Origin of the sequence: Streptomyces sp. NPDC057900, from assembly GCF_042887885.1 — a bacterium.
Taxonomy (GTDB): domain Bacteria; phylum Actinomycetota; class Actinomycetes; order Streptomycetales; family Streptomycetaceae; genus Streptomyces.
In genome coordinates this window covers 756829-780028 of sequence record NZ_JBHVOI010000001.1, presented here as the reverse complement: position 1 = coordinate 780028, position 23200 = coordinate 756829, and the positions used below count along the sequence as shown (strand labels likewise).

Below are 23200 nucleotides of genomic sequence, written 5' to 3'. Positions count from 1 at the left end.
CACTCCTTCCTTCCCCTCTCACAAGGAGATTCAGGTGTCGAGCTCCACTCCCGTCAACCGCAGAGCGCTGTTCCGCATGGGTGCGGGCATCGGTCTGGGACTGGCCGCCGCCCCGCTGCTCGCCGCTTGCGGCGACGGCGGCACGACCGCCAAGGCCGAGGCCAAGAGCGCCTCGCTGCTCCCCGACACCGCGATCCGCAACATCGGTGTCAAGCCCGATCTGGACGGCACCGCCGCCGGCGTCCCGCAGGGCTTCTTCGGCTACCCGGCCAAGCCGCTGCGGGCCACCAAGGGCACCCCGCTCAAGGGGGCGAAGCCGATCAGCGCGACGATGGAGACGTTCTCACCGCCGCCGCCCTCGCGCGGCCGGAACGCCGCCTGGCAGGAGATCGAGAAGCTCCTCGGCGGCCAGGTGAACGTCACCGCCGTCCCCGCCGACGACTACGGCACCAAGTTCTCCACCATGGTCGCCAGCGACAGCCTGCCGGATCTGTTCATGTACCCGGAGACCGGAGGCGTCGACAACAAGTCCGCTTTCCTCCAGGCCAAGTGCGCCGACCTGACTCCGTTCCTCGCGGGGGACAAGGTCAAGGACTACCCCAACCTGGCCGCGATCCCGAAGGGCGCCTGGCAGTCGGCCATCTTCGGCGGGAAGCTCTACGGCATCCCGATCGCGCGCACCGGTACGGGCGGTGCCGGTGTCTACCGGCACGACCTCTTCGAAGAGGCCGGCGTCACGAGTCTCGACCAGATCACCGACCTCGACCGCTTCGTCGAGATCTGCAAGGAGCTCACCCGCCCCAAGAAGGACCAGTACGCGATCATCGCGGGTGCCACCAGCATGCTCGCCATGTCCGCGGGTGCGCCCTATTACTGGCGGCTGGACGAGAAGACCGGCAAGTTCACCACAGATCTGGAGACTCCGGAGTTCCGCAAGGCGGTGGAGACCGCCCGGCTGCTGTACAAGGCGGGCTGCTTCTACCCGGGCACGCTCCAGATGTCCGGGGCGCAGAAGGCCCAGTACACGGACATGTTCAAGAACGGCAAGGGCGCGTACGTCTACGACGGCATGCCCACCTACCTGGCACCCGGTGTCGGTTACGTCGCCGCGATGAAGGCGGTCGACAAGAAGTACGACCCTCGCCCGTTCGTACCGGTCGGCAAGGACGCCATCGCGTGGATGGACAACGTGGAGCTCCAGAACACCCACATCAAGAAGGCGTCCGGTGACCGCGTCAAGGAGATCCTGGCGCTCGCGGACTTCGCGGCCTCGCCGTTCGGCAGCCTGGAGTACACCCTCATCAACTACGGGGTCGAGGGAAAGGACTTCACTCGCGACGCGCAGGGGAACCCGGCGCTGACCAAGCAGGGCACCCAGGACGTCACCGTGCCCTGGAAGTTCGTGGCCTCGGCCGTCCCCGCGATCTTCAGCGCCGACTCGGAGCAGGGCGTACGCCACGTCCACGACACGTTCACCAAGATGATCCCGGTCATGGAACAGGATCCGACGCTCCAGTACTCCTCGCCCACCTGGGACTCCAAGGGCTCCGGCAGTCTCAACACGTTGAAGGGCGACGCCCTCAAGGACATCATCTCCGGCCGCAAGCCGATGTCCGCCTACGACCAGCTGGTCAAGGACTACCTGGCCAAGGGCGGCGAGAAGGCCCGCGGAGAGTTCGAGGACGCCTTCCAGAAGGGCAAGAAGTGATGACCGCTCCCACCAGCAGGCGTACGGCCCTGAGACTCGGCGGCGCCGCGGTCGCCGCAGCCGCCGCGATCCCCGCCCTCGGCTCGCCCGCCGCGGCGAGACCGCACCGCTTCGACCCGAAGCCCGGCTCGAACGGCGTCGGGGACCCGCTCTTCCCGACCCTCGGCAACGGCGGCTACCAGGTCCTCCACTACGACCTGACCTTCGACTTCACCCCGGTCACGTACGACTTCTCCGGCACGGTGAGGATCAACGCCAGGGCCACCCAGGACCTCTCCGCGTTCAACCTCGACACCGACGGCCACACCATCGACAAGGTGACCGTCTCCGGCCGCCCCGCCCGCTGGGAGCTCACGCCCGGGCAGAGCGGCCAGGAGCTCACGGTTACCCCGGCGCGCCCGCTCCACGACGGGCAGGCGTTCACCGTCGAGATCGTCTACCGGGGCAACGGCAAGGCGCCCAGGCTCGGCCTCACCGGCTGGAACTTCGGCACCGACGGCGGATTCGCCTCAGCCGCCCAGTCCTCGCGCGCCGACACCTTCCTGCCGTGCAACGACACCCCGTCCGACAAGGCGACGTGGACCTTCCACATCAGCGCGCCCAAGGGCTTCGTCGCCACCGCCAACGGCGAACTCACCCACCGGACCCGGCGCGCCGACGGCTCCAGCGTCTGGCACTTCGCCCTGCGCGAGCGGATGGCGACCGAACTCATCGGCATCGCCGTCGTCAAGGGCACCTACCTCTACGGCACCAGCCACCGCGGCCTCCCGCTGCGGCACATCGTGCCCCAGGGGCAGGAGGAGAAGTACGGCCCGATCGTGGCCCGCACCCCGGACCATCTCGCCTGGCTGGAGGCGAAGTTCGGCCGCTACCCGTTCTCCGTCTACGGCGTCCACGTCTACGACGGCTACACCGACGCCCTGGAGAACCAGACCCTGTCGCTGTTCTCCACCAACTGGTTCAAGCTCAACGCCGACGGACAGCCCGGCTACGAGACCACCATGGTCCACGAGCTCGTCCACCAGTGGTTCGGCGACTCCGTCACCCCGGACAACTGGCAGCAGGCCTGGCTCAACGAGGGCCCCGCCGTGTACTACGCCGGTCTGTACGGCGAGGAGCGCGGCTGGTCCGTCTTCGAGGACAAGATGCGGACGACGTACGAGAAGCTCGACGCGGTCCGCGCGGCCGACGGCCCGCCCGGACTGCCGAAGGCGCTCGGCGGCACCAACATCTACGACGGCGGCGCACTCGTGCTGTACGCCCTGAGCCTGCGGGCCGGCCGGCGGAAGTTCGACACGGTGATGCGCGAGTGGGTCAAGCGTTTCAAGGACTCCACCTACACCACCGAACAGTTCATCCGGCACACCGTGGACGTCACCGGTGACCGGAGCCTGGACCCGTTCCTGCGCGACTGGCTCTTCGGGGCCGTCAACCCGCCCATGCCCGGCCACCCCGACTGGAAGGCCACCGCGTGAACCGCCCCCTGAACGCCGCAAGAGGAACCGCCGCCGCCGCGACCGCCGCGTTCCTGGCCGCGCTGCTCACCGCCCCGGCCGCCCAGGCCGCACCCGGCGCCCGCACCCTGTACGCGGCCCCGGACGGCCGCGGCACCTCCTGCACCGTCAGCCGCCCCTGTACCCCACAGGACGCCCGCGACCGGGCCCGCACCGAGCAGGGGCGCGACGTCCGCGTCCTCCTCAAGGACGGTACGTACCGGCTCGACGCGCCCCTGAAGCTCGGCCCGGACGACTCGGGCACCACCTGGGCCGCCGCCCCCGGCGCCCGCCCCGTCCTCTCCGGCGGACAGGACATCACCGGCTGGCACCGCAACACCGACGGCACCTGGAGCGCCGCCATCCCCGCCGGGGTCACCCCGCGCCAGCTCTTCGTCGACGGCGAGCGCGCCACCCGCGCCCGTGGCGAGGCATGCGCGGCGACCACCTGCGACGCCTCCGCCACCGGCATGACCGGCGCCACCGCGACCGGGATCGACCACTGGCAGCGCCCCACCGACGCCGAAGCCGTCATCCGGGTCCGCTGGCGGAACTACCACTGCCGGATCGCGGGCGTCAGCGGCGACACCATGACGTTCGTCCAGCCCTGCTGGACCAACTCGGCGAGCGGCACGGACCGCACCGGCCCCGCCTGGGACTCCACCGCCGTCGACTCCACCCGCTACAGCGGTGTCGCCTTCTTCGAGAACGCCCCCGAACTCCTGGACCGGCCGGGCGAGTTCGTCTGGGACTCGAAGGGCCGCACCGTCACCTACCTGCCGCGCAAGGGCGAGGACATGCGCCGCGCGCGGACCGTCACTCCGCACACCGAACAGCTCCTCGTCATCGACGGTGCCCATGACGTCACCGTCAGCGGGATCGGCTTCGCGTACGCGGCGTACCGGCAGCCCGGCACCGATGAGGGCTACGCGGGGATGCAGGCCGGTCTCACCCTGACCGGCGCCACCGGCCCCGTCGACCACGCGGGCCGCTACTACACCAAGCCGGCCGCCGCGGTCACCGTCCGCGGCGGCCGGCGGGTGCGCATCGAGAGCAGCCGGTTCAGCCACCTCGGCGGGGCCGGGGCGATCCTGGAGGCTGGCACCAAGGACAGCTCGCTGACCCGCTCCTCCTTCACCGACCTGTCCTCCGGCGCCGTCTACGTCGGAGACACCGAACCGATGCCGGAGGCGTCACTGGCGGGGGAGCGGAACACCGTCGCGTACAACACCATCAGCCGCTCCGGTGTCGAGTACACCGACTCGGTGGGCATCTGGGCCGGTTACGAGGCCGGGCTGAGCATCGACCACAACAGCCTGGACCACCTCCCGTACTCCGCGATCTCGGTCGGCTGGGGCTGGAACCAGCCCGAGGCCCAGAAGTCCGTACTGCGTGACAACAAGGTGACGGGCAACCGCATCACCGATGTCATGGAGGTCGCACAGCAGCAGCACGACGGCGGCGCGATCTACACCCAGGGCGCGCAGCCCGGCACCGTTCTCAGCGGCAACTACATCAACCGCTCCGCGTACGGCAACACCGAACGCGACGGGAACGGCATCTACCTCGACGAGCAGTCCTCGCACATCACCGTCGAGCGCAACGTCATCACCCGCATCGGCTACAAGTGGGTCTCCAACTGGGCGGACTACGGAATCCAGAACACCGCGCGCGGCAACTGGACCGACACCGCCGCCCCCGCCCTCGGCGGAACCGGCTCCGTCATGACGGACAATCTGACCGGCCTCGACCGGCTGCCCGCCCAGGCGCTCGCCGTCGCCGCACGGGCGGGCGCCCACGGCGGCCCGGTCGAGCAGCTCCGCACCGACCTGGCCCGCACCGGCACGGCCACCCAGTCCTCGACCGACGGAGCGGCGACGGCGGCGCTCGCCCTGGACGCCGACACCAACACCGACACCCGCACCCTCTCGGAGCCCGGCGCCTGGTGGCAGGCGGACCTCGGCGCCGTCCGGCACATCCGGCAGGTCGAGATCTGGAACGACGCCTCCACCACGACGGCCGACTTCGACGTCGTCACCGACGACGGCACGGTGCACGTCAGCGGGAAGGCGCTGCGTCCCACGCTGGTGAACCTGGACAGCCGGACCCGCACGGTGAAGATCGTGACGTCCGGTACGGGCCGGGTGGCCCTGGCCCAGGTGCTCATCCACCCCTGACACCCGCCACCACCGCACACACCGATCGCCGGACCGGCCCCTGGGCCCGTCCGGCGATCGGCGTCGTGCGCCCGAAGGCCCAGGGGTCCGGGGAGCTCACTCCAGCCCGAAGGCGTCCGCCAGCATTGCGACCTGCGCGTCCAGCAGGGTGCCCCCGCTGTGTCCCATCCCCTCGAACTGGCCCGCGGCCTCCAGGCCCACGGATCCGTGCAGCTGCGCCCAGGCGAGGAGCGCCCCGGCCAGAGCCCCGGCAGCGCCCGCCGGACCGGCGGCGTCCGCCACGTACTCCGCCACCCAGCCGCCCACGGCCGGATCCCCGTCCAGCCAGGCCGCCATCTGCGCCACCACCGGCGCCACACCCGCCCCGGGCGTTCCACCCGCGAACACCGGAAGGAACGGCCCGAGCACCGCGCGGGCCCGGTCCAGCGTGTCGGCGGGCGCGACATACCCCGGCACCGGCGCGCCCTGGATCAGGAGATAGCGGTGCGGCTCCCCGACCGCCCAGGCCCGGTACGCCACCGCCAGCGCGCGCAGCCGCTCGCGCGGGCTCTGTGCGGCATCCACCGAACGGGCGGCCGCAGCGCCGATGGCCGAGGCGGCATCGTCGTACGCGTCCCTGATCAGCGCGTGCAGCAGATCGTCGCGGCTGGCGAAGTAGCGGTAGAGGGCGGGCCCGGACAGGCCCATGTCCTTGGCGATCCGGGTCAGCGCGAGCGCCGCCACACCCCCGTCGGCCAGCTGTCGCAGGGCCGCTTCCTTGATCTCCGCGCGGGTCTGCTCCCGGTAGCGGGCCCGCGGCCCCTGTTGCGCCTCGGCCATCCCCGGCCCCTTCCGCTAGGCAAGCTCACTTCAGTTATGGAGTCTAACAGTCAGTCTTGCGAGACTCCATCGTGATAGTTACTGTGTCTAACAGAAGCGAAAAGCCATAGCGATCGTCGTTCGCGTCACAGGGAGTACGTCATGACCGCAGCACATGACCTTCACGTCGTCCTCGGCTCGGGCCCCGCCGGCACCGCGCTCGCCGGGGAACTCGTCCGCCGGGGCCACCCGGTCCGGCTCGTCGACCGGGCGGCCACCGGCCCGGAGCTCGAAGGCGTCGAGCGGTTCGCCGCCGATGTCGCCACCCCGGACGGCGCTCGGGCAGCCGTCGAGGGCGCGGCCGTCGTCTACCACTGCGTCAACGTGGCGTACCACCTCCAGGTCGAGACCATGCCGCGCATCCAGCAGGCCGTACTCGCGGCGGTCGAGGCCGAGGGCGCCCGCCTCGTGGTGCTCGACACGCTCTACCCGTACGGCGAGACGCACGGTGCGGTCATGACGGAGGACACCCCGTGGAACGCCACGACCGACAAGGGCGTGATGCGCGCCGAGCTCGACGCCCGCTACCTCGCCGCGCACGCCGAGGGCCGGCTGCGGGTCGTGCTGGGCCGGTCCGCCGACTTCGTGGGGCCCGGTGTCCTCAACTCCACGCTGGGCGGCGCGGTGTTCCCCGCCGCGCTGACGGGGGAAGAGGTACCGGCGTTCGGCGACATCGACCTGCCGCACAGCTACACGTACATCGGTGACGTGGCCGCGGGCCTCGCGACGCTGGGTGAGAACCCGGACGGTGACGGCCGGGTCTGGCACCTGCCCACCGCCCCCGCGCTCACCACGCGCCGCATCCTGGAGATGATCGAGGAGCGCGTCGGCCGTCCGCTGACCCTGACCGTCGTCTCGGAACCCCGGCCCTTCGGACCGTTCGACGAGCAGTTCATGACGGCCTACGCCGAGATGTTCTACCAGCACACGGAGGCGCAGATCGTCGACTCCTCCGCCATCGAGAAGGCGTTCGGCCTGGCACCGAACCCGCTCTCCGCGACCATCGACGCCACGCTCGCCTGGTACGGGGAACTGCTGGCGGCGCACTGACCGCCGCTGCCCCCGCCGCGCTGCTCACCGGCCGAGAAACCCGCCGATCCGCTGCCGCAGGCCTCGCGGGTCCAGGCCGTGAGCGGCGAGGTGCTCGTCCATCCCTCCGTACCGGCGCAGCTCCTCGCGGCCGACGCCGAGCCCCAGGACCCGGTGCGGGCGGGCGGCGAGCGCGTCGTTGGCCGCCGCCGTGGACGTGCCCGCGAGGTACGGCTCGACGACGACCACGTCGGCGGCCGGCCGGTCGCCCACCGCCCCGCGCAGGCCGTCCCCGTCGAACGGCCGCACCGTCGTCGCGTACAGCACGGTCACGTCGAGCCCCTCGGTGGCGGCGAGGACGTTGTCGAGCATCGGGCCGACGGCGATCACCACACCGCCCGTCCCCTCGCGCACCGTGGCGAACCCGCCCGTTCCGCCGACCGGGCGCGCCCGCTCGTTGGACTGCATCGACAGCCGCACATAGACGCGGTCGTCCCCGGTGACGGCTTCCCGCAGCAGCGCCTCGGCCTCGTCGGGGTGGCCCGGAACGTGCACCGTCCAGCCGTCGAGGGTGTCCAGGAGGGCGACGTCGCCGGGCGCCATATGGGTGAAACCGCCGGCCGGCCAGTCGTAGGAGGCCCCTGCGCTGACCAGTACCCCGCCGACGCCCTGGTGGCCGAAGTCCAGCTTCACCTGCTCGAAGGGGCGCTCCACCAGGAAGCTGGCGAAGGTGTGCACGATCGGCCGCATTCCGGTGAGCGCCATTCCGGCCCCGGCGCCGATGAGCAGCTGTTCCCGGATGCCGACGTTGACGACGCGGTGGGGATGGGCGCGCTCGGCCGGGCCGAAGCCGTCCCGGCTGATCTCGGCCAGCACGAGTGCCAGCCGCGGGTCCTCGTCGAGCAGGCGCGAGGTGGTCGAGATGAAACGGTCCCGCATCGTGTCCATGGGAGGTCTTCCTGTTCTTTCTGTCCGTCGGTCCGGTGGGTGGCTGACGCGGGAGCTCAGCGCTTGGGGGCGACCCGGGCGACCACGGCCCGCGGCTGTCCGGGGTGCGGTGCGGTGAGGGCGGTGTACAGCTCCTCGTGGTCCCGCCCGTCCACGGAGGCCACCGACCAGCCCGCGGTCGCGAACCGGTCGGCGATGCCGCCGGGTCGGCCGTACGTCGCCGAGGCGTTGTCGATCACCACGGTGTGCAGCCGGTCGAGGCCCGCCGGGGCCGCGTAGGCGATCGCCTCGTGGTTGCTGCCCTCGTCCAGTTCGGCGTCCCCGGTCAGCACCCACACACGGGGCCCGTTCAGCCCCTGGGCCCGCAGCCCCAGCGCGGTGCCCACGGCCAGCGGCAGCCCGTGTCCCAGTGAACCGCTGCCGATCTCGGCACCGGGCACCAGCAGTCGGTCCGGATGGTGGCCGAGCGGCGAGTCGTACGAGCCGAACCCCGCCAGCAGCTCCTCACCGAAGAACCCGTGCGCGGCGAGGACGGCGTAGTACGCCATCGGCCCGTGTCCCTTCGACAGCAGGAAGCGGTCGCGCTCCGGGGCGTCCACGGTCCCCGGCGACACCCGTAGCACCCGGTTGTAGAGCACCCACAGGGTGTCGAGCGTCGAGGTGGCGGCGGGGTCGTGCTTCTCGTCGCCGGTCATCAGGCTCATCAGCCGGCGCAGATCGCGGTAGGCGGGGGCGGGGGCAGTGGTCGTGTGCGTCATGTGCCACAGCGTTCAACATCAACCATGGTTGAGGTCAAGCGCCCAAAGGTGTTCGTAACCACCCGTTGAAGTGCGGTATTGTTCTCATGCGCGTTCGGCCAGGGGGAAACCCCAGGTCAGGCGGGTATCGGGACGTGGCGCAGCTTGGTAGCGCACTTGACTGGGGGTCAAGGGGTCGCAGGTTCAAATCCTGTCGTCCCGACTGGAGACAGTCGCAGATCAGGGCCGGTTTCGGAGCAATCCGAAACCCGGCCCTGATCCGTTTCCGGAGACTCTCGGGACCCGGCCCGGCCCGGCATGATCGGCGACGGGCCGGGCGTGCTCGCGGCGGTCAGCGGCCCTTGCGTACCTGGGACGCCCTGCGGGCCTCCGCCTCCTGGCGGGACCGGGCGGCGCGGCGGCTCTCCTTCGGGGCCTGGGCCCCCATCCCGCGGAACGGCCGCCTGCCGGTCTGTACGGGCTTGCTCGTCGGCGGCCGCTTGGCGCCGGTGATGCGCGTCAACTCGGCTTCGCCGGACCGCACCTGAGTGACCGTCGGCCGGATCCCGGCCTCGGACATCAGCTTGCTCACATCGCGCCGCTGGCCCGGTGTGACGAGGGTGACGGCCTTGCCCGACTGGCCGGCCCGCGCGGTGCGGCCGCTGCGGTGCAGGTAGTCCTTGGCGTCCGTGGGCGCGTCCACGTTCACCACCAGGTCCAGCTCGTCGATGTGGATGCCGCGGGCCGCCACGTTCGTGGCCACCAGGGCGGTGACGGCGCCGCTCCTGAACTGGTCCAGCGTGTGCGTGCGCTGCGGCTGCGACTTCCCGCTGTGCAGGGCGGCCGCCGGGATCCCGCTGCTCTTCAGATGGCGGGTGAAGGTGTCCACGCCCGCCTTGGTGTCCAGGAACATCAGCACCCGCCCCTCGCGGGCGGCGATCTCGGTCGCGGCCGCGTACTTGTCGGCGGCGTGCACGTTGAGGACGTGGTGCTCCATCGTGGTGACAGAGGCGCGGGCCGGGTCGACCGAGACGAGCACCGGCTCATGGAGGTAGCGCTCGACCAGCTGGTCGACGTTCCGGTCGAGGGTGGCCGAGAAGAGCAGTCGCTGACCGTCGGGGCGGACCTGGTCCAGGATCTCCGAGACCTGCGGCAGGAAGCCCATGTCGCACATCTGGTCCGCCTCGTCGAGCACGGCGATCCCCACCCGGTCCAGCTGGAGGTGGCGCCGGGAGACCAGGTCGCAGAGGCGTCCCGGGGTCGCGATGACCACCTCGGTACCGGCCTTCAGCGCGGCCGCCTGCCGGTTCATCGACAGCCCGCCGACCACCGTCGTCATCCCCAGCCCGAGCACGCGCGCGTACGGCTCCAGCGCGTCACCCACCTGCTGGGCGAGCTCCCGCGTCGGGACGAGCACCAGGGCCAGGGGGCGCTTCGCCTCCGCGCGCCGCCCGGCGGTCCTGACCAGCAGGGCCAGCCCGAAGGCCAGCGTCTTGCCCGAACCGGTCCGGGCCCGCCCCAGCACGTCCCGGCCGGCCAGCGCGTCGGGCAGGGTCGCCGCCTGGATGGGGAAGGGCTCGGTGACCTTGAGGCCGGTCATCACCGTCAGCAGCGCCTCGGGCAGCCCCAGCTCGGCGAAGGATCCGGCGGGCGGCTTCGCGTTCATGGGGGAACCTTCCTCAGCTGGGGTGTCCGTAACGCGCCGGGGCCCGTGCTCCTCGGCACGGGCCCCGGCGATGTCGCAAGCGTCACCCCATTTTACCAGCGGGCGCCGGAGCCGGGCGCCGGAGCCGGGCGCCGGACAGCGCGACGGAGCGGTCTCGCGGACCCCCGGTGAATCCCCTGCGGAGCCCACGACGAGGTCCAGGATGATCGCGGGGCCGAGGAGTGGGAAACTTTTTCGGCCCGATGATGCCGATGATGTCGAGAACCCGGAACCGGCTCCGTCCCCGTAGTGAAAGCGACCACGAAGGCTCGCACCAGCGTCGAGGAGAACACCATGGCGAAGTACCTGCTTCTCAAGCACTACCGAGGCGCCCCGGCCGCCGTCAACGACGTCTGCATGGACCAGTGGACCCCGGAGGAGATCTCGGCCCACATGAAGTACATGCACGACTTCGCGGCCCGGCTGGAGGGGACCGGCGAGTTCGTCGACGGCCAGGCCCTCGCCCCGGAGGGAACGTTCGTCCGGTACGACGGCGAGGGCCGCCCGCCGGTCACCGACGGCCCGTTCGCGGAGACCAAGGACCTCATCGCCGGCTGGATGGTGATCGACGTCGACAGTTACGAGCGCGCGGTCGAGCTGGCCGGGGAACTGTCGGCCGCGCCCGGGGCGGGCGGCAACCCGATCCACGAGTGGCTGGAGCTGCGCCCGTTCCTGACCGAGCCGCCCACCATCACGGAGTGACCTCGTCGATGGATGACGTCATGCTCCGGAGCCTCACGCCGGGCGTGCTCGGGATCCTCGTCCGCCGCGGAGCCGACTTCGCGGCGGCCGAGGACGCCGTCCAGGACGCGCTGGCGGAGGCGGTCCGGGTCTGGCCGGCCGATCTGCCGAGGGACCCGAAGGGCTGGCTGGTCACCGTCGCCTGGCGGCGGTTCCTCGACGCCACCCGGGCGGACGCCGCCCGCCGGCGGCGCGAGGACCTCGTCGAGGAGCAGCCGGCACCCGGACCCGCCACCGAGGTGGACGACACGCTCCAGCTCTACTTCCTGTGCGCCCACCCGTCCCTGACACCGTCGTCCGCCGTCGCGCTCACCCTGCGCGCCGTCGGCGGACTGACCACCCGGCAGATCGCCCAGGCCTACCTGGTGCCGGAGGCGACCATGGCCCAGCGCATCAGCCGGGCCAAACGCACCGTCTCCGGTGGGAGGTTCGACCGGCCGGGCGATGTCGCCACCGTGCTGCGCGTCCTCTACCTGGTGTTCAACGAGGGGTACTCCGGTGACATAGACCTGGCCGCGGAGGCCATCCGGCTCACCCGGCAGCTCGCGGCCGCGATCGACCACCCGGAGGTGGCGGGGCTGCTCGCCCTGATGCTGCTCCACCATGCCCGGCGCGCCGCCCGGACGGCGTCCGACGGCAGCCTGGTGCCGCTGGCCGAGCAGGACCGCGGCCGGTGGGACACCGCGTTGATCGCCGAGGGGGTGGGGATCCTTCAGGCGGCCCTGGCCCGTGACCGGCTGGGCGAGTTCCAGGCCCAGGCCGCAGTGGCGGCGCTGCACGCCGACGCGCCCACCGCACAGGAGACCGACTGGGTGCAGATCGTCGAGTGGTACGACGAGCTCGCGCGCCTGACCGACAGCCCGGTCGTCCGGCTCAACCGCGCGGTGGCGGTGGGCCAGGCCGACGGGCCGAGGGCCGGACTGGCGGCGCTCGCGCGACTGGACGAATCGCTGCCCCGGTACACCGCGGCGGCCGCGTACCTCCACGAGCGCGACGGCGACCTCGCGAAGGCGGCGCGGCTGTACGCGGAGGCGGCCCTGAAGGCGCCCGATCTGGCGGAGCGCGACCATCTGACGCGTCAGGCCGCCCGGCTCAACGCCCTGCGCTCCGGGTGACGTCCGGTGAACCGCGCACCCCCGGCACCGGGCGTGCGCGGTTCACTGCGCGGTCAGGGTCATCTCGAACGAGTACCGGGACGCCCGGTACAGGTGGGAGCCGAACTCCACCGGGCGCCCCGCGTCCCCGAGGACCGTGCGCTCCATGGTGAGCAGGGTGCCGCCGCGCGGCTCGCCCAGCAGCCGGGCCTCCGACGCGCTGGCCCGGCGCGCCCCGATGGTCTGCTCCGCGGTGCGCAGCGCGATGCCCGCCCGCCTGAGCAGCTCGTAGAGGCCGTGTCCGGTGAGCTCCTCCTCCGTGAGGCCCAGGAGGTCCGCCGGCAGATGGTTCTCCATGACCGCTATGGGCTCGTCGTCCGCGTAGCGCAGCCGGCGCAGGGCCACGGTGGCGGCGCCGGGTTCGACCTTGAGGGCGGCGGCGATCCGGTCGGAGGCGGGCACGGTCAGCATGGACAGCAGCTCGGTGCGCGGCCGTCGGCCGTCGCGTTTGAGGTCCTCGAACAGACTGGTGAGCTCGATCTGCCTGCGTACCCGGTTGTTGACGACCTGGGTACCGACCCCCCGCTTGCGGGCGAGCAGTCCCTTGTCCACCAGATGCTGCATGGCCTGCCGCATGGTCGGCCGGGAGAGCCCGAACTGGTCGGCCAGCGCGATCTCGTTCTCCAGCCGCGTCCCCGGTGCCAACGTGCCCGACTCGATGAGCTGTTGAAGCTGCTGCGCGACCTGGAAGTACAGCGGCACCGGGCTGCTTCGGTCGATGGTGATCAGCCTGGTGATCGACTCCACGTCGGGCTCCTCAGAACGTTCTGCCACGAACTCAGTATGCCGCACGTTCGACTCTAGCTCTGTACGTATATATGTCAGAACAAATAAGGTCCCGAGTGTGCGCCCGCCGTGGCACGGGTTCCCCTGCGGTGCGGGTGGCTCAGCCGGCCAGCTCTCCCAGCAGTGCCCACGTCCGGCGCCGGTCGGCCTCCCCGGCGAGGTCCGTACCCGAGAACACCACCTCGGTGGCCCCGGCGTCCCGGTAGCGCCGGATCTCGGCGGCGACCGTCCGCTCGTCGCCGATCACGGCCACGTCGGCGGCCCGTTTCCCGCCGGACAGTTCGACGACCCGTGCGTAGGACGGGATCTGCTCGTAGAAGGCGAGCTGCTCTGTGGCCGTCGCACGCGCGGCGTCGGGGTCGCTCGTGACCACGCCGTGCACGAGCGCCACGATCCGGGGCGCGGGACGGCCTGCGTTCCGCGCCGCCCTGGTGACGGCCGGCACGATGTGCTCGGCCAGGGCCCGGGGTCCGGCGAGATAGGGCAGGATTCCGTCCGCCAGCTCGCCGCTGACGCGCAGTGCCTGCGGCCCCATCGCGGCGACGAGCAGCGGCACGCCCGCCTCCGCCCCGGGCACGTGTGCGGGGACCGGTGTTCTCGCGGTGAGCAGTTCGCCGTGGAAGTCGGCCGTGCCCGTCTCTGTGAGCTGCCGCAGCGCGGTCAGGAACTCCCGCAGACGGGCGATGGGCCGCTCGTACGGGATGCCGAAGCCTCCCTCGGTCAGCAGTCTGGTGCCGAGCGCCAGCCCCAGGTGGTAGCGGCCGTGCGTGGCCGCCTGTGCGGTCAGGGCCTGGCTGGACACGGTCAGCGGGTGGCGGCCGAAGACGGGGATCGCGGAGGTGCCCACGTCGATGCCGGGCACCTCCCGTCCGACGATCGCCGCGAGCTGGGGCGAGTCGGCCCCGAAGGTCTGCCCGAACCAGGCGGACCGCAGCCCGGCTGCCGCGGCCTCTGTCGCGAGGCGCACGCCGGCGTCGATCTGGTTCTCGGTGCCGGTCGCACCGATGGTCACTCCAACAGTCATGTCAGTTCAGAACCAGCCGAGTTGGACCCTCATTCCGCTTCCTTCATGACGACTTCGTGTCCGCCGTGTGTACGCGGACGAGGCCAGGAGGCGCCTGTGGGGGAACCGTCTGGATGATCAGAACAACAGCGGGTTACCATATGAGCGCCTCCTAGCTCGAAAGATAAACCTGTGACTGTCAATGACGACTCGTTCACCAACTGGAAGAACCGCGAGGAGATCGCGGAGTCGATGATCCCGATCATCGGGAAGCTGCACCGGGAGCGGGACGTCACCGTCCTGCTGCACAGCCGCTCCCTGGTGAACAAGTCGGTGGTCAGCATCCTCAAGACCCACCGGTTCGCCCGGCAGATCGCCGGTGAGGAGCTCTCGGTCACCGAGACGCTGCCGTTCCTGAAGGCGCTGACCACCCTCGATCTCGGCCCCTCCCAGATCGACATCGGCATGCTCGCCGCGACGTACCGGACCGACGACCGCGGCCTCTCGGAGGCGGAGTTCACCGCCGGGGCCGTCGCCGGCGCCACCGGGATCGACAAGATCGAGCGCCGCGAGCCGCGCGATGTCGTCCTCTACGGATTCGGCCGCATCGGCCGCCTCCTCGCCCGGCTGCTCATCGAGAAGGCGGGCTCCGGCAACGGCCTCCGGCTGCGTGCCATCGTCGTCCGCAAGGCCGCGGGCCAGGACATCGTCAAGCGCGCCTCGCTGCTGCGCCGCGACTCGATCCACGGCCAGTTCCAGGGCACGATCACCGTCGACGAGGCGAACAACAAGATCATCGCCAACGGCAACGAGATCCGGGTCATCTACTCCGACGACCCGACGACGGTGGACTACACGGCGTACGGGATCAAGGACGCCGTCCTCATCGACAACACCGGCAGGTGGCGCGACCGCGAGGGGCTGTCCCAGCACCTGCGCCCCGGTATCGCCAAGGTCGTCCTCACCGCACCGGGCAAGGGCGACGTCCCCAACGTCGTCCACGGCGTCAACCACGACATGATCAAGCCGGACGAGCAGATCATCTCCTGCGCCTCCTGCACCACCAACGCGATCGTCCCGCCGCTGAAGGCGATGGCGGACGAGTACGGCGTCCTGCGCGGCCACGTGGAGACGATCCACTCGTTCACCAACGACCAGAACCTGCTGGACAACTACCACAGCTCCGACCGGCGCGGCCGCTCGGCGCCGCTCAACATGGTCATCACCGAGACCGGTGCGGCGTCCGCCGTGGCCAAGGCGCTGCCGGACCTCGACGCGACGATCACCGGAAGCTCGATCCGGGTCCCGGTGCCGGACGTCTCGATCGCGATCCTCAGCCTGAAGCTCGGCCGTGAGACCACCCGCGCGGAGGTCCTCGACCACCTCCGCGAGGTGTCGCTGACCTCGCCGCTCAAGCGCCAGATCGACTTCACCACCGCCCCGGACGCGGTCTCCAGCGACTTCATCGGCTCGCGCCACGCCTCCATCGTGGACGCGGGGCCCACCCAGGTCGACGGCGACAACGCGATCCTCTACCTCTGGTACGACAACGAGTTCGGCTACTCCTGCCAGGTCGTCCGGGTCGTCCAGCACGTCTCAGGGGTGGAGTACCCGACCTTCCCCGTCCCCGTCCCCGTGCCCTGACCCAAGGCTCCCTCCCCGTGTGCGGGACAGCCCGCACACGGGGAGGGACCGGTCACCTACCGGCCCGGCACCGCGCTCGGCGCCGGGGCGTAGCCCGTGGCCCGGGTGGTGAACGTCCCCCGGCCCTGGGTCCGGCCGCGCAGCCGCGTCGCGTAGCCGAACAGCTCGGCCAGCGGCACGGTCGCCGTGATCACCGCCGTACCGGGCCGCGCGGTCGAGCCGGACACCTGGCCACGCCGTGCCGCCAGGTCACCGAGCACCCCGCCGACGGCGTCGTCGGGCACGGTGACCGTCACCTCGGCCACCGGCTCCAGCAGCACCATCGCGCAGGCGCGCAGCGCCTCCCGGAGCGCGAACCGCCCGGCCGTGCGGAACGCCATCTCCGAGGAGTCCTTGGGATGCGTGGCGCCGTCGGTCAGCGTCACCCGCAGCCCGGTCACCGGATGCCCGCCGAGCGGCCCCTCGGCCAGGGCGTCCCGGCAGCCGGCCGCCACCGCGCGGACGTACTCCTGCGGCACCCGGCCGCCGACGACGGACGAGCGGAACTCGAACTCCGCCCCGCCCTCGCCGTCCCGGCCGCCGGCGTCCCCCAACGGCTCGACGGTGAGCACGACATGGGCGAACTGCCCGGCCCCGCCGTCCTGCTTGACGTGCCGGTACACCAGACCCGCCACACCGCGCACGACCGTCTCCCGTAGGGCGACCTGCGGCCGGCCGACCCGGACCTCAAGCCCATGGGCCCGGCGGATCTTCTCGGCCGCCACCTCCAGATGGAGTTCGCCCATGCCCGAGAGCACCGTCTGCCCCGTCTCGGGGTCCGTCCGCACCGTCAGCGACGGATCCTCCTCCGCCAGCCGCGCCAGCGCCGCCATCAGCCGCTCCGTGTCGGTGTTCCGGCCCGCCTCGACCGCCACGGAGACGACCGGATCGGCCACGGTGGGCGGTTCGAGGACCAGCGGCGCACCCGGCGCGCACAGGGTGGCACCGGCACGGGCGGCCTTGAGGCCGATCACCGCGACGATGTCCCCGGCCACTGCCTCGTCCACATCGACATGGCGGTCCGCCCGGACCCGCAGGATCCTGCCGACCCGCTCGCTGCGCCGCGCACCCGCGTCCAGCACCGTGTCCCCCTTCCTGAGCGTGCCCGAGTACAGCCGCAGATACGTCAGCCGGCCCGTCGGCGTCGCGGTCACCTTGAACGCCAGCGCGGCGAGCGGAGCCGCCGGGTCCGCGGCCCGTTCCGCCACCTCGCCGCCGAGCGTGCCGCGCACGGGCGGCACGTCCAGCGGAGAGGGCAGATAGGCCACCACGGCCTCCAGGAGCGGCTCGACACCTCGGTTGCGGTAGGCCGAACCGCACAGCACCACGACGCCCTCACCGGTACGGGTCAGATCGCGCAACGCCTCGGCCAGTGTCCGCGCGGAGAGCGTGGACCGCGCGCAGAACTCCTCCAGTGCGACCGGGTGGAGCTCCGCCACCGCCTCCTCCAGCAGCCGTCGGCGCCGTGACGCCTCCTCCCGCAGCTCATCGGGGACCTCCCCTTCCTGGTACGTGTCGGCGCCGTCGGCCCAGACCAGCGCGCGCATGCGCAGCAGATCCACCACTCCGGTGAACCGCTCCTCGTCCCCGATCGGCAGCTGGACCACCAGGGGGACCGTGTGCAGCCGCTCCCTGATCGACGCGACCGCGGCGTCGAGGCGGGCGCCCACCCGGTCGAGCTTGTTGACGAAGGCGATGCGCGGCACACCGTGCCGGTCGGCCTGCCGCCACACCGACTCGCTCTGCGGCTCCACACCCGCGACCGCGTCGAACACCGCGATCGCGCCGTCGAGCACCCGCAGCGAACGCTCGACCTCGTCGGCGAAGTCGACGTGCCCCGGCGTGTCGATCAGGTTGATCCGGTGGCCGGCCCACGTACAGCTCACCGCGGCGGCGAAGATGGTGATGCCCCGGTCGCGTTCCTGCGGGTCGAAGTCGGTGATGGTCGTCCCGTCATGGACCTCGCCGCGTTTGTGCGTGGTGCCGGTGGCGTAGAGGATCCGTTCGGTGACGGTGGTCTTGCCGGCGTCTACGTGGGCGAGGATGCCCAGATTGCGAACGCCGTCGAGTGTGCTGGTGAGTCGGTGGTTCAGTTCGGTACGCACGGTCCGTGGCCCTTCGGAGTGATCCGGAAGAAGACGGCGCGATGCCCGGACGAAGAAACCTGTGATCAGGCCCGCGGAACCCCTGGCCCCGGCGCGTCGCGCAGGGCGTGACCGCTATGACGGACCGTCAATGAGGGTGCGGTGTTCAGGCGTTCGTCTCGGGTGTCCGGGGCCGGCCGCGCAGCCGGCGCCGGGCGGAGGTAGACACCAGGATCACCTCGTACCGCGACAGGGGAACGACGACAGCGGTGCGGTAGCGCACGGCAGCTCTCCCCTCACTGGTCACGGTGCGCGCCCCGAGATGAGCGCGGCGCGCGATTTCGTTGTGAGTCTAGGCAGTTGGGCGCGGCGGGGAAACCGGTTTTCACCGGAAGGGAACCGCGAACCGGGCGCGGGACCGGCACACCCTGCGGCACCGACGCAGCGCCGTGCGGCCGCAGCCGCGCCATTCGGCGGGGGAGACGCCCGCTCCCCGGCCGCCCCGGGTCATCAGCGCGTTCACCGGGCCGTGCGGGTCCAGGGGCATCGTCCGGGCCAGCAGTACGCCGATCACCAGCGGGGCCAGGGTGACGGCCAGCGTGGTGCCGGCACTGGTGACGTGCTTGATGCGGGGGCGCGGTGCGTCGGGAGCCATGCTCCCATTCGAGCAGCGCGAAACCGGTCCGGGATCGGGTGGCGTACTCAGTCCGGGCGGCCCGGGTACTCACCCGGGCCGCCCGGCGCCACTCGGGGCAGTGGCTACGCCGTGGTGCCGGGGCCGGAACCCGAGCCGGTGCCCGAGGCGGCCTTGATGCCCTTGGTGATGTCCTCAAGGACGGACAGGGCGGGTGCCTTGCTGTTGATGTCGAAGCCCGAACGGACGACGATCAGCATGTCCTCGGCCCGGGGGGAGGGGAAGGCCAGCGACTCGACGTACCCGTCGTCGCCGTTCTTCGTCACGACCTTCCAGCGCACCCGGTAGCCCTGCTGGCCGGCCACCGTGACCGCCTCGGACTTCAGTTCTTCGTGCGAGGTGATGCCGCCGTAGATCTTCTCGCCGTACGACTGCTTCGCGTTGGCGGCGATGTCCTTCTCGGCGGTGGCCTTCGCGGTCTTGGTGTTCAGCTTCAGCGCCTCCGCCGGTACGGAGAACACTCCGCCGCGCACGCACTTCTCCTTGGTGTCACCGGGGCAGGCGTACGAGCCCGTGGTCACCCCGGCGCCCATGCCCGACTCGCCCTTCCAGCCGTCCGGGACCGGGATGCTGATTCCGCTCGCCAGGTCCGTCGCGTAGCCGTCCTCGGTCTGCGGCAGCCGCTGCTCCGGGCTCTGGTCCCCGCCGCCGTTGCCGCCTTCGCTGTTCCCGCCACCGCCGTCGCTGCCACCGCTGCCGCCCGGCGCGCCGGGCTGGCGGCTGGGCGCGTGGGAGGGCGGGCTGGACGGTGCGGTGGCCGTGTTCTCCGACTTCTTGCCGGAGTCATCGGTCAGCAGGTACACGCCGCCGCCGATGGCGGCGAGCACCACCACACCGGCGGTTATGCCGGCGCCGATGCGTATCCGGCGGCTGCGGACGGCCGCCGGTGGCACGCGGAGGTGATCGGTCCACTGGCTGCCGTCCCACCAGCGTTCCTGGATGGGGCCAAATCCTGTGTACCCGGGGTCTGGATGCCAGCCGGGCGGGCTCGTCTGCGTCACGGCAGCCACCGTAGCCGGGTTGCGTGAGAATCCTATGAATCAGCTGAACCGGATGAATTGGGTGATCGGTCCCGGTCCCGCGCGGCCCGTCCGGAAGCCGATTGTGGTCTAGACAATTGATGAGCCCGCTCGCTAGCATCCGCGACGGAGCGCGGCGGCCGGGCGGGCAGCGGTTCGTGCGGTCCGTCAGCCACGGCAGGGGGAGAGGCACATGGAAGCGACCGCTCCGGACCGCCGGTTCGCGGAGGACTACCGGATCGCCCGGGAGATTCCGCGCGACGGGCTCACCGCCTGGCGCGCGGCCGTCGCCGCCGAGGTGCCGTTGGCGCCGGGTGCGGTCGTGCTGGACGTCGGCGCCGGTACCGGGGCCTTCGCGGCCGCGTTCGCGGACTGGTTCGGGGCGCGGGTGCTGGCGGTGGAGCCGGCCGCCGCCATGCGCGAGCTGATCCCCCGGACCGCGGACATCGAGGTGCTGGACGGCCGGGCCGAGGCGCTGCCGGTGCCGGACGGATGCGCGGACGCGGCCTGGCTCGGCTCGGTCGTCCACCACATCGAGGATCTGCCCGCCGCGGCACGGGAGATCCGCAGGGCGCTGAAGCCGGGGGCGCCGGTGCTGATCCGCAACTCCTTTCCCGGCCGCTGCACGCGGGACCTGAGGGTGCGGTTCTTCCCCGGGACCGCGCGCATCGTCGACACGTACCCGACCGTCGAGCGGACCTGCGCGGCCTTCGCCGCCGCCGGCTTCGCCCGGGTCGCGCTGCACGCCGTACCGCAGGAGAGCGCGCCGAGCCTGGCCGGCTTCGCGGACCGGATCCGGCGGGACACCGACGCGAAGCTCCGGTCCCTCACGGACGAGGAGTTCGCGTGCGGAATGCGCCGGTTGCGGCGGGCCGCGGCGCAGGAACCGGACCGGCCGGCCGTCAGCTGGATGGATCTGCTGGTCCTGGCCTGATCCACCAGGGGCTACGGGACAGCCCTTAGGGTGCACGCATGAGCGGAAACGGTGAGGAGGAGCGGTCCGTGCGGGCCGCTGTCGAGGGCGAGCTGCGGCTGCTGGATCCGGCCGTCCGGGCGCTGCCCGACGCGGTGACCGCACTCCTGGACCCGGAGTTCACCGAGTTCGGCGCGTCCGGGCGGCGGTACGACAGGATGTCGATCCTCGCCATCACCTCCGCCGACGCCGAGGGGACGCCCGTCGCGGCCACCGTCACCGGCATGTCCGGCAGACTGCTGGCCCCGGGCCTCGTCCACCTGACGTTCATGACGGAGCGGGACGGGCGCAGGGTGCGGCGCAATTCGGTCTGGCGGCGCACGGAGTCGCGCTGGCGGCTGTACTTCCACCAGGGCACACCGGTCAACGCCGCCTGGACCGAAAAGAATTGACGGGACTTTCAAAACACGCCCTAGGGTCCTGGAATGACGAACGCCAGCTGTCCCGCCAAGCCCGGTCCCGGTGACCGAGTCGCCGTGGTGTCCCCCTCCTCCGGGCTTCCCGGCATCCTCCCGCTCCCGTACGAACTGGGGCTGCGCAGGCTCCGTGAGGAGTTCGGGCTGGAACCCGTCGAGTACCCGAGCACCCGGAGGATGGGCTCCACGCCCCAGGAGCGGGCCGCCGACCTCCACGCGGCCTTTTCCGACCCCACGGTCAAGGCCGTCATAGCCAGCATCGGCGGGGACGACCAGATCACCGTGCTGCCGCATCTGGACCGGGAGCTGCTGCGGGCCAACCCCAAGCCGTTCTTCGGCTACAGCGACAACACCAACCTCCTGGTCTTCCTGGAACACCTGGGCATCGTCGGATACCACGGCGGATCGGTGATGGTCGAGCTGGGACGCCCGGGGGCGATGCACCCGCTGACCGCCGGATCGTTGCGGGCGGCGCTCTTCACCCACGGCGCCCATGAGCTCGTCCCGGCGAAGGAGAGCGGCCGCGTGAACGGCCGCTGGGAGGACCCGCGAACCTTCGACGACGAACCCGACATGCTGCCCGTCGACGGCTGGACCTGGCACAACGCGGGCCGGGTGGTCGAGGGCCCGAGCTGGGGCGGCGAGCTGGAGATCCTGTCCTGGCTGCTGATGGCGGACCGGGAGATACGGCCGGTGGCCGAGTACGCGGGCCGGGTCCTGTTCCTCGAAACGTCAGAGGAGATGCCCGGCGCCGACCACGTGTACCGGATCCTGCGGAACATGGGGGAGCGCGGACTGCTGCGCAGGTTCCCCGCGCTGCTGATGGGACGCGCCAAGCACTGGTCCTTCGAACAGCCCCTCGACCCCGAGGCCGGACAGCGGTACCGCGACCGGCAGCGCGAGGCGGTGCTGCGGGCCCTGAGCGAGTACGCCCCGGACACCATGGCCGTCTTCGACGTCGACCTCGGCCACACGGACCCGCAGGTGATCATCCCGTACGGCGGCCGGGTGCGGGTGGACGGAGTCGCCCGGCGCATCGTGGTGACGTACTGAGCCGGGCCGCTGCGTTATGGTCCGACCACATGTGGTGTGTGACATAGTGGGAGATCCGGACCGGACCGGTCGGCAGCGGAACGGCTCCGGCCGGGGCAGGGAGTGGCGGATGCCCGTCGAATGGCAGCCTGTGCGGCAGTCGCGCACCCACGAGCTGGTGCTCCAGAGCATCGAGCAGCGGGTGTTCGCCGGTGAGCTCAAGGCCGGGGACCGGCTGCCGCCCGAACGTGAGCTCGCGCCGGTCCTCGGCGTCAGCCGGTCCGCCCTGCGCGAGGCCCTGCGGGTGCTGGAGACCATCGGCGTCCTGGTCGCCCAGCCAGGCCGGGGACCGGACGCCGGGGCGCGGATCGTGCGCCACCCCGACGACGCGCTCGGGCGCCTGCTCCGGCTCCACTTCGCCCTCGGCAGCTACAGCCTGGAGGACGTGCTGGAGGCGCGGGTCGTGCTGGAGCGGTCCAGCTTCGAGGCCGCCGCGCACCATGCCTCCGCGGAGGATCTGGACGAGGCCGGCGCACTGCTCGTACGGATGGGGGCGCCGGACGTCGGGGTGCCCGAGTTCAACGACCTGGACACCAGGTTCCACGTACAGATCGCGCGCAGTTCCGGCAACGAACTGACCTCCACGCTCACCTCCGCCGTCCGGGAGTCCGTCCGGCCGCTCATCCTGCGCGCCCTGGAGGCCGCGGCGGACTGGCGGGCCACCGCCGCCGCGCTCAACGCCGACCACACGGAACTGCTGCGCCTGGTGCGCGCGGGCGAGGGGGCGCGCGCCGCCGATCTGGTGGAGGCGCACATCCGGGGGCTGCACGGAACGCTCGTCGACGAGAAGCCGGTGTCCTGACCGGGGATGCCCTCACCGGGGACTGATCCGGGCGTGCCCCGCGCCCTTCCTTCGGCCGAGCGCGCGTACTATGGTCCGACCATACAATGGTTCATGAT

General features: G+C 71.6%; 20 protein-coding genes and 1 tRNA gene. 12 read left to right on the top strand and 9 right to left on the bottom strand.

Going from position 1 to position 23200, the window contains the following annotated elements:
* The first annotated feature begins 34 nt into the window (after positions 1–34).
* Genes ACFVQ0_RS03140 through ACFVQ0_RS03130 form a run of 3 tightly spaced genes read left to right on the top strand, consistent with a single transcriptional unit; the run spans position 35 to position 5378 of the window.
* Positions 35–1708, top strand: coding sequence for an extracellular solute-binding protein (locus ACFVQ0_RS03140; RefSeq protein ID WP_390084003.1), 1674 nt, complete (start codon positions 35–37; stop codon positions 1706–1708).
* Entirely contained in the window at positions 1708–3183 is a 1476-nt protein-coding gene (locus ACFVQ0_RS03135; protein ID WP_390084001.1) for a M1 family metallopeptidase, read from the top strand. The genes ACFVQ0_RS03140 and ACFVQ0_RS03135 overlap by 1 nt, the downstream gene beginning before the upstream one ends.
* A complete protein-coding gene (locus ACFVQ0_RS03130) occupies positions 3180–5378 on the top strand; it encodes a right-handed parallel beta-helix repeat-containing protein (RefSeq protein ID WP_390083999.1) in 2199 nt (732 codons plus the stop codon). Before ACFVQ0_RS03135 ends, ACFVQ0_RS03130 begins: the two co-directional genes overlap by 4 nt.
* A gap of 96 nt (positions 5379–5474) precedes the next feature.
* On the opposite strand, the gene ACFVQ0_RS03125 is transcribed toward ACFVQ0_RS03130, so the two are convergent.
* Entirely contained in the window at positions 5475–6197 is a 723-nt protein-coding gene (locus ACFVQ0_RS03125) for a TetR/AcrR family transcriptional regulator (protein ID WP_390083997.1), read from the bottom strand.
* Positions 6198–6338: 141 nt separating this feature from the next.
* Here ACFVQ0_RS03125 and ACFVQ0_RS03120 point away from each other — a divergent pair, with 141 nt between their 5' ends.
* Positions 6339–7286: an NAD-dependent epimerase/dehydratase family protein gene (locus ACFVQ0_RS03120; RefSeq protein WP_390083995.1), complete on the top strand. Its 948-nt coding sequence runs from the start codon at positions 6339–6341 to the stop codon at positions 7284–7286.
* A 24-nt stretch (positions 7287–7310) separates the two neighbouring features.
* Here ACFVQ0_RS03120 and ACFVQ0_RS03115 read toward each other — a convergent pair whose 3' ends face one another.
* Together ACFVQ0_RS03115 and ACFVQ0_RS03110 are read right to left on the bottom strand one after the other, a co-directional pair.
* Positions 7311–8213 (bottom strand): transketolase family protein, encoded by a 903-nt coding sequence (locus ACFVQ0_RS03115; RefSeq protein ID WP_390083994.1) that lies wholly within the window; start codon positions 8211–8213, stop codon positions 7311–7313.
* A gap of 56 nt (positions 8214–8269) precedes the next feature.
* Positions 8270–8971, bottom strand: a complete 702-nt coding sequence (locus ACFVQ0_RS03110) for a transketolase (RefSeq protein WP_390083992.1) — start codon at positions 8969–8971, stop codon at positions 8270–8272.
* Positions 8972–9099: 128 nt separating this feature from the next.
* Here ACFVQ0_RS03110 and ACFVQ0_RS03105 point away from each other — a divergent pair.
* Positions 9100–9173 (top strand) — tRNA-Pro (locus ACFVQ0_RS03105).
* 129 nt (positions 9174–9302) lie between these two features.
* On the opposite strand, the gene ACFVQ0_RS03100 is transcribed toward ACFVQ0_RS03105, so the two are convergent.
* On the bottom strand, positions 9303–10616 hold the full coding sequence (locus ACFVQ0_RS03100; protein ID WP_390083990.1) for a DEAD/DEAH box helicase: 1314 nt from the start codon (positions 10614–10616) through the stop codon (positions 9303–9305).
* Between the two features lie 333 nt (positions 10617–10949).
* Between ACFVQ0_RS03100 and ACFVQ0_RS03095 the strand changes: the two genes are divergently transcribed.
* Positions 10950–11357: a YciI family protein gene (locus ACFVQ0_RS03095; protein WP_390083988.1), complete on the top strand. Its 408-nt coding sequence runs from the start codon at positions 10950–10952 to the stop codon at positions 11355–11357.
* A gap of 8 nt (positions 11358–11365) precedes the next feature.
* Positions 11366–12511 carry an RNA polymerase sigma factor gene (locus ACFVQ0_RS03090; protein WP_390085354.1) on the top strand — a complete coding sequence of 382 codons (1146 nt, stop codon included), beginning with the start codon at positions 11366–11368 and terminating at the stop codon, positions 12509–12511.
* A 42-nt stretch (positions 12512–12553) separates the two neighbouring features.
* Here ACFVQ0_RS03090 and ACFVQ0_RS03085 read toward each other — a convergent pair whose 3' ends face one another.
* Positions 12554–13297, bottom strand: a complete 744-nt coding sequence (locus ACFVQ0_RS03085) for a GntR family transcriptional regulator (protein ID WP_390085353.1) — start codon at positions 13295–13297, stop codon at positions 12554–12556.
* 139 nt (positions 13298–13436) lie between these two features.
* Positions 13437–14360, bottom strand: a complete 924-nt coding sequence (locus tag ACFVQ0_RS03080) for an LLM class F420-dependent oxidoreductase (RefSeq protein WP_390083986.1) — start codon at positions 14358–14360, stop codon at positions 13437–13439.
* Between the two features lie 171 nt (positions 14361–14531).
* Here ACFVQ0_RS03080 and ACFVQ0_RS03075 point away from each other — a divergent pair, with 171 nt between their 5' ends.
* Positions 14532–15983 (top strand): glyceraldehyde-3-phosphate dehydrogenase, encoded by a 1452-nt coding sequence (locus tag ACFVQ0_RS03075; RefSeq protein WP_390083984.1) that lies wholly within the window; start codon positions 14532–14534, stop codon positions 15981–15983.
* Between the two features lie 56 nt (positions 15984–16039).
* Here ACFVQ0_RS03075 and fusA read toward each other — a convergent pair whose 3' ends face one another.
* The 3 genes from fusA to ACFVQ0_RS03060 all read right to left on the bottom strand — a co-directional run bounded on the left by fusA (position 16040) and on the right by ACFVQ0_RS03060 (position 19801).
* A complete protein-coding gene (fusA, locus tag ACFVQ0_RS03070) occupies positions 16040–18127 on the bottom strand; it encodes an elongation factor G (protein WP_390083982.1) in 2088 nt (695 codons plus the stop codon).
* Positions 18128–18491: 364 nt separating this feature from the next.
* Positions 18492–18761 (bottom strand): hypothetical protein, encoded by a 270-nt coding sequence (locus tag ACFVQ0_RS03065; protein ID WP_390083980.1) that lies wholly within the window; start codon positions 18759–18761, stop codon positions 18492–18494.
* Between the two features lie 104 nt (positions 18762–18865).
* Positions 18866–19801: a DUF2510 domain-containing protein gene (locus ACFVQ0_RS03060; RefSeq protein ID WP_390083978.1), complete on the bottom strand. Its 936-nt coding sequence runs from the start codon at positions 19799–19801 to the stop codon at positions 18866–18868.
* A gap of 211 nt (positions 19802–20012) precedes the next feature.
* On the opposite strand from ACFVQ0_RS03060, the gene ACFVQ0_RS03055 reads away from it, so the two are divergent.
* From ACFVQ0_RS03055 to ACFVQ0_RS03040, 4 genes are all read left to right on the top strand, one after another.
* Positions 20013–20753: a class I SAM-dependent methyltransferase gene (locus ACFVQ0_RS03055; protein ID WP_390083976.1), complete on the top strand. Its 741-nt coding sequence runs from the start codon at positions 20013–20015 to the stop codon at positions 20751–20753.
* A 38-nt stretch (positions 20754–20791) separates the two neighbouring features.
* Positions 20792–21184, top strand: a complete 393-nt coding sequence (locus ACFVQ0_RS03050) for a DUF4440 domain-containing protein (RefSeq protein ID WP_390083974.1) — start codon at positions 20792–20794, stop codon at positions 21182–21184.
* A 33-nt stretch (positions 21185–21217) separates the two neighbouring features.
* Positions 21218–22261, top strand: a complete 1044-nt coding sequence (locus ACFVQ0_RS03045; RefSeq protein ID WP_390083972.1) for a S66 peptidase family protein — start codon at positions 21218–21220, stop codon at positions 22259–22261.
* A gap of 109 nt (positions 22262–22370) precedes the next feature.
* Positions 22371–23102 carry an FCD domain-containing protein gene (locus ACFVQ0_RS03040; RefSeq protein WP_311301924.1) on the top strand — a complete coding sequence of 244 codons (732 nt, stop codon included), beginning with the start codon at positions 22371–22373 and terminating at the stop codon, positions 23100–23102.
* Positions 23103–23200 lie beyond the last annotated feature (98 nt).